14 protein-coding genes and 2 pseudogenes are annotated in these 12576 nt (G+C 63.7%); 4 read left to right on the top strand and 12 right to left on the bottom strand.

Annotation, left to right across the window (positions count from 1 at the left end; all coding sequences use genetic code 11):
• Both AC50YM_RS19330 and AC50YM_RS19325 read left to right on the top strand, forming a co-directional pair.
• On the top strand, nucleotides 1-1608 hold a 1608-nt coding region (locus tag AC50YM_RS19330), incomplete at its 5' end, for an aconitate hydratase (protein ID WP_494958559.1).
• 33 nt (nucleotides 1609-1641) lie between these two features.
• Nucleotides 1642-2778 carry a 2-methylaconitate cis-trans isomerase PrpF family protein gene (locus AC50YM_RS19325; RefSeq protein ID WP_494958558.1) on the top strand — a complete coding sequence of 379 codons (1137 nt, stop codon included), beginning with the start codon at nucleotides 1642-1644 and terminating at the stop codon, nucleotides 2776-2778.
• A 32-nt stretch (nucleotides 2779-2810) separates the two neighbouring features.
• On the opposite strand, the gene AC50YM_RS19320 is transcribed toward AC50YM_RS19325, so the two are convergent.
• The 6 genes and pseudogenes from AC50YM_RS19320 to AC50YM_RS19295 form a co-directional block, all read right to left on the bottom strand.
• A complete protein-coding gene (locus tag AC50YM_RS19320; protein WP_494958557.1) occupies nucleotides 2811-3233 on the bottom strand; it encodes a DUF6855 family protein in 423 nt (140 codons plus the stop codon).
• 125 nt (nucleotides 3234-3358) lie between these two features.
• A complete protein-coding gene (locus AC50YM_RS19315) occupies nucleotides 3359-3670 on the bottom strand; it encodes a thioredoxin family protein (protein WP_494958556.1) in 312 nt (103 codons plus the stop codon).
• 47 nt (nucleotides 3671-3717) lie between these two features.
• Entirely contained in the window at nucleotides 3718-4200 is a 483-nt protein-coding gene (locus AC50YM_RS19310) for an Imm26 family immunity protein (RefSeq protein WP_494958555.1), read from the bottom strand.
• Between the two features lie 120 nt (nucleotides 4201-4320).
• The gene (locus AC50YM_RS19305) at nucleotides 4321-5535 is read right to left on the bottom strand and encodes an MFS transporter (protein WP_494958554.1); all 1215 of its coding nucleotides are present in this window, start codon (nucleotides 5533-5535) and stop codon (nucleotides 4321-4323) included.
• Nucleotides 5536-5559: 24 nt separating this feature from the next.
• Nucleotides 5560-6345, bottom strand: coding sequence for a hypothetical protein (locus AC50YM_RS19300; RefSeq protein ID WP_494958553.1), 786 nt, complete (start codon nucleotides 6343-6345; stop codon nucleotides 5560-5562).
• A 121-nt stretch (nucleotides 6346-6466) separates the two neighbouring features.
• Nucleotides 6467-6580 (bottom strand): annotated as a pseudogene (locus AC50YM_RS19295) (ANTAR domain-containing protein); the annotation flags it as partial.
• 128 nt (nucleotides 6581-6708) lie between these two features.
• Between AC50YM_RS19295 and AC50YM_RS19290 the strand changes: the two are divergent.
• Entirely contained in the window at nucleotides 6709-7164 is a 456-nt protein-coding gene (locus AC50YM_RS19290) for a hypothetical protein (RefSeq protein ID WP_494958552.1), read from the top strand.
• A complete protein-coding gene (locus AC50YM_RS19285; protein WP_494958551.1) occupies nucleotides 7161-8975 on the top strand; it encodes an esterase/lipase family protein in 1815 nt (604 codons plus the stop codon). Before AC50YM_RS19290 ends, AC50YM_RS19285 begins: the two co-directional genes overlap by 4 nt.
• 178 nt (nucleotides 8976-9153) lie before the next feature.
• On the opposite strand, the gene AC50YM_RS19280 is transcribed toward AC50YM_RS19285, so the two are convergent.
• The 6 genes and pseudogenes from AC50YM_RS19280 to AC50YM_RS19255 form a co-directional block, all read right to left on the bottom strand.
• Nucleotides 9154-9300 (bottom strand): ANTAR domain-containing protein, encoded by a 147-nt coding sequence (locus AC50YM_RS19280; protein WP_494958550.1) that lies wholly within the window; start codon nucleotides 9298-9300, stop codon nucleotides 9154-9156.
• Nucleotides 9300-9836 (bottom strand): GAF domain-containing protein, encoded by a 537-nt coding sequence (locus AC50YM_RS19275; protein ID WP_494958549.1) that lies wholly within the window; start codon nucleotides 9834-9836, stop codon nucleotides 9300-9302. The genes AC50YM_RS19280 and AC50YM_RS19275 overlap by 1 nt, the downstream gene beginning before the upstream one ends.
• Nucleotides 9837-10011: 175 nt before the next feature.
• Nucleotides 10012-10137, bottom strand: a pseudogene (locus AC50YM_RS19270) (MFS transporter); the annotation flags it as partial.
• A 42-nt stretch (nucleotides 10138-10179) separates the two neighbouring features.
• Nucleotides 10180-11016 carry an amino acid ABC transporter ATP-binding protein gene (locus AC50YM_RS19265; RefSeq protein WP_494958548.1) on the bottom strand — a complete coding sequence of 279 codons (837 nt, stop codon included), beginning with the start codon at nucleotides 11014-11016 and terminating at the stop codon, nucleotides 10180-10182.
• Nucleotides 11009-11662: an amino acid ABC transporter permease gene (locus AC50YM_RS19260; protein ID WP_463957292.1), complete on the bottom strand. Its 654-nt coding sequence runs from the start codon at nucleotides 11660-11662 to the stop codon at nucleotides 11009-11011. Before AC50YM_RS19260 ends, AC50YM_RS19265 begins: the two co-directional genes overlap by 8 nt.
• Before the next feature lie 89 nt (nucleotides 11663-11751).
• Nucleotides 11752-12564 carry an ABC transporter substrate-binding protein gene (locus tag AC50YM_RS19255; protein WP_494958547.1) on the bottom strand — a complete coding sequence of 271 codons (813 nt, stop codon included), beginning with the start codon at nucleotides 12562-12564 and terminating at the stop codon, nucleotides 11752-11754.
• Nucleotides 12565-12576 lie beyond the last annotated feature (12 nt).

Below are 12576 nucleotides of genomic sequence, written 5' to 3'. Positions count from 1 at the left end.
GGCCCGAAGCGCCCGCAGGACCGCATCATCCTCACGGAGTCCAAGGACCAGTTCCGCCAGGACCTGCGCAACTACGTGAAGGAAGAACTGGTCGGCGGCAGCGTGGACGAGCCCCTGGACGGCTCCGTCAGTGTGCACCTGGAGAGTGGTTCCGAGGTGTTGTTGAACCAGGGCACCGTGGTTATTGCCGCGATCACATCCTGCACGAACACGTCCAACCCGTCCGTGATGCTGGCCGCAGGGCTGCTGGCCCGCAACGCCGTACACAAGGGGCTCAACGTCCGGCCCGGCATCCAGACCTCCGTGGCACCGGGATCCAAGGTTGTCACCGACTACTACAACAAGTCGGGCCTGACCCCGTACCTGGAGAAGCTCGGCTTCTACATCGCCGCGTACGGATGCGCTGCGTGCGTGGGGAATGCCGGCCCGCTTGACGCCGAAATCTCCGAGGCCATCCAGGCCAACGACCTTTCCGTCACCGCCGTGCTGTCCGGTAACCGCAACTTCGAGGGCCGGATCAACCCGGACGTGAAGATGAACTACCTGGCTTCCCCGCCGCTGGTCATCGCTTACGCCCTGGCCGGAACCATGGACTTCGATTTCGAAGCCGACGCCCTGGGACAGGACGAGGCCGGCAACGACATCTTCCTGAAGGACATCTGGCCGGACCCGGTCGAGGTCCAGCAGGTCATCGATTCCTCGATCGACAAGGAAATGTTCGCCCGCGGCTACGAGGGCGTCTTCGAAGGCGACGACCGCTGGAAGGCTCTCTCCACCCCGGCCGGCGATACCTTCGCCTGGGATCCGAAGTCCACCTACGTCCGGAAGCCGCCGTACTTCGACGGCATGAAGGCGCAGCCGGACCCCGTCACGGACATCACCGGCGCGCGTGTGCTGTTGAAGCTGGGCGATTCGGTCACTACGGACCACATCTCACCGGCAGGTTCCTTCAAGTCGGACACCCCGGCGGGACAGTACCTGCTGGCCAACGGCGTGGAGCGCAAGGATTTCAACTCCTATGGCTCACGCCGTGGCAACCACGAGGTCATGATCCGCGGAACGTTCGCGAACATCCGGATCAAGAACCAGCTCCTGGACGGCGTCGAGGGTGGCTTCACCCGCGACTTCTCCCAGCCGGACGGCCCGCAGGCCTACGTCTACGATGCCGCGCAGAACTACCAGGCCGCCGGCACCCCGCTGGTCGTCCTCGCCGGCAAGGAATACGGCTCCGGCTCGTCCCGTGACTGGGCAGCCAAGGGCACCGCACTGCTGGGCGTCAAGGCGGTTGTGGCCGAAAGCTACGAGCGCATCCACCGCTCCAACCTGATCGGCATGGGCGTCCTGCCGCTGCAGTACCCGGCCGGCCAGAACGCTGCCAGCCTCGGGCTGACCGGCACGGAAAGCTTCGCAGTTGAGGGCGTCACCGCCCTGAACGAAGGCACCACGCCCAAGACGCTCAAGGTCACCGCCACCGCCGAAGACGGCACTGTCACGTCCTTCGATGCGGTCCTGCGCATCGATACCCCGGGCGAGGCAGACTACTACCGCAACGGCGGCATCCTGCAGTACGTACTGCGCCAGATCTCCGCTGATCAGCCGGCACTTTAGACACAGTGCCCTGAAACAAAAGGAATGATAACGATGCGTCGGAGAATCAAGGCCGCATTCGTCCGCGGCGGGACCAGCAAGGGGTTGATCTTTCGCGCCGAAGATCTACCCTCGGATCGTTCGGAGTGGGACGGGATCTTCCTGCAGGCGATGGGCAGCCCGGACCCCTACGGCCGGCAACTCGACGGTATGGGCGGTGGAATTTCATCGCTTTCAAAGGTCTGCGTCGTCAGCCCGCCGACCCGTCCAGACGCGGACATCGACTACTTGTTCGCTCAGGTCCAGGTGGCGCACGCTTCGGTGGACTATGGCGGAAACTGCGGCAACATGTCATCGGCAATTGGCCCCTTCGCCGTGGACGAGGGCCTGGTCCAGGTACGCGACGGCCCCGCCAGCGTGCGGATCCACAACGTAAACACGGGCAAGATCATAAGATCGGTTTTCGAAGTCAGGAACGGTGGCAGCGTCAAGACCGGTGAGTACACGATGAGCGGCGTCCACGGCTCCGCAGCGCCGGTGCGGTTGGACTTCCTGGACCCCGGCGGTGCCGCCACTGGCAGGCTGCTGCCCACCGGCGACGTCGTCAATCACATCGACTGCGCCGCGGGCACGGCCCTGGCGTCCTCACTGGTGGATGCCGCCAATCCGTGCGGCTTCTTCCGCGCAGAGGACTTCGGCCTGACCGGGGTCGAGCTACCGGAGCAAATTGAGACCATCGACGGCATGCTGGAACGTTTGGAGGATGCGCGACGGCAGGTGTCGGTAGCCATGGGCATCGCGTCATCCTACGAGGAGGCTGCCGGGAGCCGTGCCATGCCCCTGATAGCCCTGGTTGCCGCTCCCCGGCCCTACCGCACGCTGTCCGGGGAAGAAATTGGGCCGGCGGCCATGGATGTTCTGGCCCGTTTCGTCTCCAGCGGCAGGGTCCACCGCGCCATTCCGGTCACCGGGGGGCTCTGCACGGCGGTCGCGGCGCGCCTCGATGGCACACTGGTGCACACCGCGCTTGGCGGCACTGTCGGGGGCAGGGAGATCCGTATCGGGACGCCCTCAGGCGTCTTCTCTGCAACCGCCATCGTCGCACAGGACAACGGAGGCTACCGGGCCGAGTACGCCTCCATTGTGCGCACCACCCGCCGGCTCTTTGACGGCGGCGTCTATGTTGGGTAGCACGGCTTCGGGCACCCGAGCTTGCGGCAGTACTACCTTCCGCCGGCGGCCGGGCTGAGCGAGCGGATGCTGTTGTTCCGCTTTTCGTGAGTGAGTTCGGCCAGGCCCAGCGCCTCCAGCAGGGGCGGCAGGTACATGCCGAACCGGCCGCGGTAGCCGTTGCGGAGCCCGTACCAGCCGTGCACCGGGTTTGAGGCGTCCCGGCCCCAGGCCTCGACGGTTCCCTCAGCCGCAGGTTTCTTCTCGTCGGCGGCGCCGAGCGGAACCCAGCCGCCCTGATCCGTGAGCCATTGATGCAGGTCCTCGACGGCGCTGAGATGGTACTTCAGCGTGGTGGCTCCGACCTGGCAGACGAGGGCGGGAGGGTCGGCCGCCTCGTCGCGGTACATGCTGTACTCGGAGGTGCCGGGAGCAGTCACAAGCTGCCAGCGATCTTCCTTCGTGCCTTGCGCCATGTCGGGCCTTCCTCGAAGTCTCGGTGCAGTTGTTCACAGCATAGTGAGGAATCCCATGCGACTCGCAGCAGCGGCCGATACGGAGTGCCCCAGCGCTGACGCGGCAGGTGCAGCTGCCGGGAGCGTCAGAGTCCGTGGTTCTTGAGCGCTTCGGTTATCTGGTCCAGGGTCGGCAGGCCCGCCAGTCCGCTGGGTGTCGCGTAGATCCGGCAGGCAAGGTCGCCTGCGGGCGCGCCGGTCGGGAAGATGTCTGCCCCGTTGACCGTGATCGTTGGGGAACCCGCGAATCCGCTGCCCGCGATATCGGACGCGGACTCGAGCAGCCGGGTCTGCACTGGAAGGTCGCCGTGACCCAGGGCGGCCAGGGAAGATTCCAGGCGCTCCTGTGCCGTGGCCGTGTTGGGGCAGTCGTCGATGTGGAGCAGCTCTATCCTCATAGGATCATTTTCCACCCCTACCTCCTTCGGGCTTTTGGCCATATCGCTCACTCGGGTGTCCGCGGGAATCCCAGTTTGTCGCTGATCTGGTCATCCAGCCACCGATAGCTGGCAAGAGCCCAGTCCCCGCAGGGTTCCACGGGCGCAGGCATAGGGTGACCTTGTTCATCTCTGTACTCTCCGGTCCATCGACGGAAACAGTGCTGTGCCAGTAGGTCTTCGCCCGACAGCGGCTGCGTGCCAACGGTCAGGAAGTAGCCTTTCGTCCAGGGCATGCGGTTTATGAACAGGGGCGGGAGGAGTAGAAGGTCCGGCCTGAGCTGATCCAGCGGGGGAATCGTCACCGGCGAAACATGACCATAAATGTAGATCAGATACGCGCCGGGCATGGGTGCCATATCGGCGGGAAGGTCCGCGGAAATGACCCGGCCAAACAAGTACCGCTCGTCGGGCAGCTGTAGCGCAAAGATGTCACCGGAAGCAGGCTTCTTACGGCTGGGTTTGAGAATCCGTATATTTGTTTCACTCATCAGTAGCCATTCTGCCTCAGCCACGATTGGCCCTCGCCGTCGAGCCATGTTCGACGGCGGCAGCCCACCTTCGGCGGCGGCAACGCCGACGCCGGCAGCCCCGCCATCGTGCCGTAACGCTCAGTAGTTCCGCCGGTGCTTCAGCCGCGGAATCGTGACGGCGAAGACCGCGGCGGCCGCGAAGCCGAGCGCTCCGGTGGCGGCCACCCCGGCCCCGAGCGAGGCCATGGCGGTCACGCCGGAGAGCAGCACCGGCCCGCCGGTGGCCCCGGCGTCGGCCAGGAACCGCCAGATGCCCAGGAACTGGCCGCGGCCGTTGTCGGGTGAGAAGTCGGCGCCCAGCGTCATGTTCAGGCCGGAGCTGATGCCGTTGCCGAAGCCGATCAGCAGCGCCCCGAGCAGCAGGCCCACAAAGCCGGCGCTGAGCGGGATCAGCAGCATGGCCGTGCCCATGATTAGGGTCGACGGGACGGCCACCCACTGGCGGCCCTTGCGGTCCATCAGCTTGCCGGCCGGATAGAAGACCAGCATGTCGATGGCGCCGGAGAGCCCGTAGATCAGCGACGCCTGCGTCGCGTCCATCCCAAGGTGCTCGGCCCAGAGCGGGATCACCACCTGCCGGGACGCGCGCAGCGCACTGAGCAGCAGCACCCCCATGCCCACGCTCAGGAAGACCCCGGCGTGCGAGACGGCGACGCTGCGCAGCGTCGCCTGCTTGACGGGGTCGCCGTCGTCGGGCGCGGGTTTGGCCACGAGGTCCGGAATGGTTACCGACAGGGCCGCGGCCGCCACCATGGCGACGACGCCGACCCAGTAGGCGCCGGTGATGCCGGCGAACTGCATCACGGCTGCACCGATGAAGGGGCCGATGAAGATGCCGATCCGGGTCACGCCACCGAGCGTGGACAGCGCCCGCGCCCGGAGGACCACCGGCACGGCCTCGGTCAGGTACTTCTGCCGGGCCAGGCTGAAGACGCTCGCGGCCATGCCGACGACGAGCATCGCCGCGGCGAGCAGCCAGAGCCCTTCCGGCAGCAGCGGTGCGAGTGCGACGGCGGCGAGGGCGACGGCGCTGGCCGCCGCGGCCCCGACCATCGCCCAGCGTTCGCCGAACTTCATGGTGATGACCGAGGCGGGCAGGTTGAAGAACCAGGAGCCGAGCCCGATCACGGTGACCACCAGGGCGGCGACGGCGACCGAGGCGCCGAGGTCGCGGGCGGACAGGGCCACCACGGGCAAAATTGCGCCCTCGCCGATGCTGAACAGCAGGGCCGGGCCGAAGGCGGGAACGGCGATGCTGCGGAGGCTGAAGGCGGCGGGGCGTGTCGTAGTCATCCCCATCATCCTAGGAGGGATGCGTCACCGTGTCGGCGGCGCCATGCAGGTCTTGACAACGAAAACGTAGGCCCTTGTGATCTGCCAATCCGGGCTCCGGATCTGTCCGTTAATGGACGCCAGATGCCGGTTTGCGTCCTTCGCCAGGTCCGCACCATAGGAGCCCCATTGGTAACCCCGGTAGAATGCCGCGCCGACGCGAAAGGCTGCCTTACTAAACAGGGCGCGGCGAATTGCTTCAGCCGACTTATCCGCCGTGTAGGTAAATGCTGAGGTGTTTTGATCGATCTCGGTCTTTTCGTCTGGGGCCACCACGTCTGTCGCCATGGAACAGACGAGGTCTTTCAGGACTTCCCGGCCGAGCGCGGCCACCGTCTGCTCATCACCGGAACTTCTGATAGTGGCGTGTCGACCAACGCTCAACGCCGCGTCCGAGGCCAGCCCGGCGCCGATATTCTCAGCCACGACGGCGGCGGCGTCCACTTCCTGGAGCGCGGCTTTGGTGGCCTGGGCCCGCTGCATTACGGCGATCAGGTCAGGGAGTCTTCTGGACTCCTCAGACATTCCGTCGGGAGCCTTCGCCAGCGACCGCGTGAGGTCGTCGGTTTGTGACGCTGCAGTCTTGCCCGGCTGCATCCATGGCATGGGGTTCTTAATCTTCGACCCCGAGTTCCCTACTGCCTGTGCCAGCTCGGCTGCGTAAGCTCGGGCGATGTCGTCCGCCGAGCTGCTGCACGCGCTAGCTACCACGAGCAACGCCGCGAGGACCAGCGCGACAAGTCTGAATTTGGAATCCCGCGGGTGTCGCACGCCAGCCTCCTGGTGCTGGCGGCTCGGCCCGCGCAGTATCCACTGGTATATCACTGGCGCCGGTGCGGGTAAACAACGTCGCGTTTGCCAGGGCCGGCGCGGCTCATGCCTCGAGATATGTTCAGATGGTCGCGTCGGTGAGATTCCGCAGGACGTCGGCGGCGACGTCGCGCAGTTTTTGGTTACGGTTGCTGGACACCCGGGTGAGGATGCCCATGGCCTCTTCCTGGGTGCTGCGGTTCTGTTCTAACGGATCCTTTAATCTGCGAACTCAATGAAACCGCGTCGCCCCTTCCGATGCCATGGTGCGCCAGCCTCTGTCGGTGCTACGATGCGGCCATTCCTCTAGGAGCGGAGCATCCGATGACGGCATTCGAAAGTCTAGAAAAAGCATTCCGAGGCGATAAATCTACTGAAACAATCAAGTCGGGGACCTTGGTCACGACAAGGGGAACTGGGGTAATTGCAATTGCCCTAATCGGGACTTTCATATTCATGGACGCAACTGGTCTGCAGCCCTGGAAGGACCTATCCGGGGAAAGCAAACTGACCTTTGTGCTCGCAACTGGGGCCATCTGGGCAGTCGTCGTCGCTGCCGATTCCATCGCGCGCGGCATTGCGACGGCCTCTACGCGACCGACTGTTGTCAGGCTTCCGACGGGGATAGTGGCTAAATACACGACCGGAGAGGATAGCCAGTGGAGCGTCCTGGCAGTGGAGGTCAGCTCACAGGTACCAAACGGATCGTCCAAATATCTAGTGGCTAAGGACAATGAAACAAAGTGGGTTGCCGGAACTGAATTGATGTTTCCGCAGTGAACGACCCGAGGGAACATGAACGTCTTCGATCCCAGACCCCGGTGGGGGTGATGCCTGGACTGTTAATCTATGTCCCGTCGGTCGACATGAAGAGTCAAAATGATCGGCACTCCGACTTCCTGCGGGTACTAAGCTCTGAGCCCGAACTTAGTGGGTGGAGCCTCCGTATCTTCGAGCACAAGATCGGGATCTGGAGCCGCGCGGATCTGAATAATTCGGCGCGTCAACTGGCGGCGCAGATTCGAACCTGGGCAGGGGATGCCGTGGCGACAGAAGGCCCCTCCGAAATAATTCTGGTCGGTCACAGCCTGGGTGGGTTACTGGCGCGTGAGGCTTTCCTCTTGGATAAAGGGGTTGAAGCCGACGGAATTCCCCCAAAGCCCTGGACGAGTAAGGTCAGGCGAATCGTCTTGCTGGCGTCACCCAACGCCGGCTTCCGGCGCGAGAACCTCCCATGGCACCTCCGGTTAGTTCTTACAGCAGTGAGGTTCGGGCCCACACGAACAGCAGAGCAACTTGAGGCTGGTTCCGATTTCATCACAGAACTTCGCCTACGGTGGTTTGCACTCTGGACTGACAGCCAAGCAGCCATGGGGTCCGTCTCACCACTCCCTCAAGTCGTCCAGGTCCTCGGCACCAATGACAGTTTGATCAGCGCAGGCGACGTCCTGGACGCTAGGTTCCTGCCCAACACAGCGCACATGGAAGTGGCTGGGGCTCACCACGGTGATCTCGTTGATCTCAAGTCCGCGGCGGACCCGGACTGCAGGTATTTGCTTTTGCGACATTCGGTGCTCGGTAAGTTCTCCCAAGATGAAAGCGCGGCACGTGAGAGGCGTGATGAGCCAGTCTATTTTCTACTTCACGGCATCCGGTCATCTCGCTATGCCGATTGGATCCAAAGAGTCTCCGATGCGCTCAGCGTGACTCGGCACGACGACGATGGACGGGAAGTCCCCAATCCGGTGATCTATAGGCCGTCTAACGGGTTCTTTAGCGCCGCACAATTTGCGGTGCCCGCCATTCGGAGGAAAAATATGCGCCATTTCCTCCACTGGTATGGGAACTACTTTGTTTCGCACCACCCCGACAATATGCACTTTGCAGGTCACAGCAACGGTACGTACATGCTCGGCCGCGCGCTGCTTCAGGTACCGTCGGTCCATTTCCGGAGGATCTATTTGGCAGCCTCGGTCTTGCCCCGTGATTTTCCTTGGTCGACCGTTGTCGATCGCAACCAGGTGGGCCCCTATGTGAGTCGCTCCGACAGGCATGACGGTTCCACAGCCATCGGAGTGATCCACTGCGATCGTGGCAGCAAGGACGTCCCCGTCGGCTGGTTGTGTTCGGCGCTCAATGGTCTCGGTATGCGGGACGTTGGAACAGGAGGTTACGACGGATTCGACCAGTCAATCGCGGCGCTTTTCGAACATCCAAAATCGTTCGACGGCGGCCACGGTGCGGCCTTCGCCCCGAACATACCCTGGCCTTCACCGCTCGCAAGGTTTAGGCGCCAAGACGTTCTCGAACACAATGTGGCACTGGCAGCCGCTAGTCAAGCACGTATTGAAGCCATCGCCGATTTTCTCCGCAACGACAACCCGGATATGGAAGTGGCTAGTGCCGCTCCCACAAGAGGAACCGTCGAGTGGTTTGCGAGCGTCAGCCGCCTGGCTGGGGTAATGTCCCTGCCAGTCGCCGCGGGCGCTGGGCTGCTGATAGCCCGCAGACTGCGGTCAAGTTCTCCCTCGCAAGTCGCGAAGCTTTCAGCAGGCGCCTTCGCCGTTTGGGCTGCAGCACGGGCCCTTTGACTCCGGCCCACACATCGCGAACCATGGTCCCCCGCCCGGGTGATCCGGACCATAGCCCTATCCCTTGGGCGGATCGCTAAGGGGTCCGCGAGGACGCTCGCGGTCTTCGATCGCTTCGGCCACATGGCGAAGGAAAGAACAACCGCCGCACCACCTAGGGCCACGTGCCGCCGGGCGCTCAGGCCTCGAAGTGCGTCCGGACCTCCCCGTCGGTGAGATTGCGCAGGACGTCGGCGGCCACGTCGCGGAGCTTCTGGTTCCGGTTGCTGGAGACCTTGGTGAGGATGCCCATGGCCTCCTCCTGGGTGCAGCGGTTCTGCGCCATCAGACGCCGCAGGCCAGGTCGATCGAGGTGCGGTGCTCCAGAGCGGCCCTCAGGTCCTCGGCCCGGGACTGTTCGGTGCCGATCCGGACGGCCAGGCGGAGGGAACGGCCGGCCAGGTCGGCGAAGCCGGCGGCCTCGGCAACAATGTCTGGGGTGAAGATCCCGGTGTCGGAGCCGAAGAAGTTCAGCGCGGCGGCCGCGCTGTCGCCGATTTCCAGAGGGACGCCGAGCGTGCTGCGGACTCCCTGGGCCGCGAGCTGCAGCTGGTAGTCCGGCCAGCGCGGATCGGTGTCGACGTCGGCGAGCAGGACCACGGACTTTATGCGGAGCGCCTCGATGCAGGGGCCTTCACTGATGGCTTGCTCGATCCGGTCCAGGACGATGGCCCGGGGGCTGCTCCCGGCCACCGTCATGGTCTTCTTCCGGCGCTGTTGCGTCACACCGCATTCGATCTCGGCGCCGGCAGCGGAGCCGAGCGTGGCCGCCGAGAATTCAGCGAGCTGGCCGAGGAAGTCCTCAACGTTCTCAGTTCCCATCAGGAGGTCCAGGCACGGCGGCGTCCGTTTGGAACGTGCTGGACGGCACCAGATCCGAGACCGAACTCATCGAGGAGCTGGCCCGCGACTACGGACCGACGCTGCCGCCATCCACGGGGACATGATGGCCTTGGTCCACGAGGTCAGGTACTTCTGCCGGGCCAGGCTGAAGACGCTCGCGGGCGGACAGCGCCACCACGGGCAGGATCGCGCCCTCGCCGATGCCGAACAGCAGGGCCGGGCCGAAGGCGGGAACGGCGATGTTGCGGAGGCTGAAGGCGGCGGGGCGTGTGGTGGTCATCCCCTTTATCCTAGGACGGGCGGCGCGCCGGGGCGCTCAACCTCACCCCGGCAGGATACCCGAGCGGCTGAGCAGCGCTTGGGTTTTCGGATGCTGGGGGGCAGTGAAGATCCGGCTGGGCGGGCCCTCTTCCACGATGACCCCCTGGTCCATGACGACGATGCGGTCGGCGATGTCCCGCGCGAACTGCATTTCATGGGTGACGATCACCATCGTGGTTCCCTGCTGGGCGATTTTCTTGATGACCGACAGAACTTCGCCCACGAGCTCAGGATCCAAGGCGGACGTCGGCTCATCGAAGAGCATGACACTTGGATTCATGGCCAGGGCCCGGGCAATGGCCACCCGCTGCTTCTGGCCGCCGGAGAGCTTGCTGGGGTAGTTCTCCATCTTGTCCCCCAGGCCCACCATCTCCAGGTTCGGGACGGCAATGGCCCTGGCGTCGGCCGCAGACAGCTTTTTCACGTCGCGCAGCGGCGCCATCACGTTTCCCAGAGCCGTCTTGTTCAGGAACAGGTTGAAGTGCTGGAAGACGAAGCCGATGTCGGTCCGCTTCTGGGCCGTCACCGACGCTTTCTCGGCGAACAGTTCCCCGTCGCGTTCGTCATAGCCAATCAGGTGGCCGTTGACGTAGATGCGGCCGGCATCGATGGTCTCAAGCTTGTTGATGCAGCGCAGCAGGGTGCTTTTGCCGGATCCGCTGGAGCCGAGGATGGCAATCGTTTCGCCGCGGTGGACCACAAGGTCCACGCCCTTGAGTACTTCCACCCTTCGCTGCACGTGGGGCTTGCCGGTAAGCCTTTTCCACAAGGTCGGCTTCGTCTCGGAGACGAAGGTCTTGTGAACGTCGCGGACGTCAATAATGGTCTCGTCAGCCACTGGCCCGTGCCTTTCGTTCAAGCACAACCACGACGCGCGAGAGTGGAAGGCTGATGATCAGATAGAGAATGGCCGCTGCGGTGTAGATGGCAGTGGTCTGGAACGTCTGGCTATTGAGGATGTTGGCGGTCTTCAGGATCTCGGTCACCGCGATCACCGAAGTCAGTGCGGTGTCCTTGATCATGGCAATGAAGTAGTTGCCGATCGGCCCCATGGAGACCACGAAGGATTGGGGAATCACCACTTTCCACAGGGTCTTGCTGGGCGTGTAGCCCAGGGACAGCGCGGCTTCTGTCTGGCCGTGCTCCACGGAGAGGATGGCGGATCGAAAGACCTCGGACAGATAGGCGGCGTAGTTGAGGCCCAGGCCCAGGATGCCGGCCGGCACCGGTTCGATGCTTATGCCGATGCTGGGCAGCACGAAGAAGATGTAGACCAACTGCACCAGCAGCGGAGTGCCGCGGATAACCTCCAGATAGAAAGTGGCAATGCCGCGGAGGATTTTGAACGAGGAAATGCGCGCCAGAGCAACCAGCAGCCCCAGCACCAGGGCGATCGCCATGGCGCCGAGTGCGAGTTGAACGACGATGGGCACGGCCTGCAGGAGGGCCGGGAACACAGCCAGGGTGTTGGTAATAAAGTCCACTGGGAATCCCTAAGTTAGGGTCGGGCAGGGGTCAGCGGGCACCGCGATCAATAAGCGGATGCCCGCCGAGCCTGCATGGAATCTGGAACCTATTTGGCCGTGTTGGCTTCGCCCAGCCCGTACTTCTTGAGGATCTCGAGGTACTTGGGTGTCTTCTTCAGGTCTGCCAGCCCGGAGTTCAGGTCCTGCAGCAGCTGAGTGTCGTCCTTGCGCACGCCGGCCCCGATGATGCCCGGGTAGAACGGCTCGTAGGGTGAGACGAGCTTCAGCTTGGGGTTCGGCTTCTGGACGAGGCTGTAGCCGATCACGGCACTGTCGGTGAAGACTGCATCAACCTGTTTGTTTTCCACCGCCGCGAGCAGGGCAGCCTGCGAGTCGAACAGCTTGACCTGGCTGCCGCCAAGGCTGTCAACGAGGTCCTTGAACACGGTGCCGGTCTGTGCGCCGAGAACCTTGCCCTTGACATCGTCGCGTGAAGCCAGCGTTGAATCGGCCGGGACCACCATGGCTTCGCCCTCGGTGTACCACGGGTCGGTGAAGTTGATCTGCTTCTTCCGGTCATCGGTGATGTACATGGCGTCGACGATCGCGTCGGCCTTCTTGGCATTGAGCGCCGCGATCAGGGTCGCATACTCGGAGGTGAAGACCTTGATCTTCCAGCCCTTCGCCTGGGCGATGGCGTTGATCATCTCCCCGTCGATGCCTTTGAGCTCGCCGGTGGCCTGGTCCGTGAAGGAGAAGGGAGCATCGTTGGAGGTTGCGATCGTGATGGTCTTCTGGTCACCGCCGCCGGCGGCCCCGCCCCCTCCGCCTGTTGAGCCACAGGCTGTCATGGCGAGGGCCACTGCAACGCCCATGGGCACCAATGCAGCGAAACGCTTGCGGAGGATTTTTGTTTTCATGATGGGGTGCCT

The organism is Pseudarthrobacter sp. RHLT1-30-1 (assembly GCF_059383415.1).
This window is presented reverse-complemented; position numbering and strand designations above follow the sequence as displayed.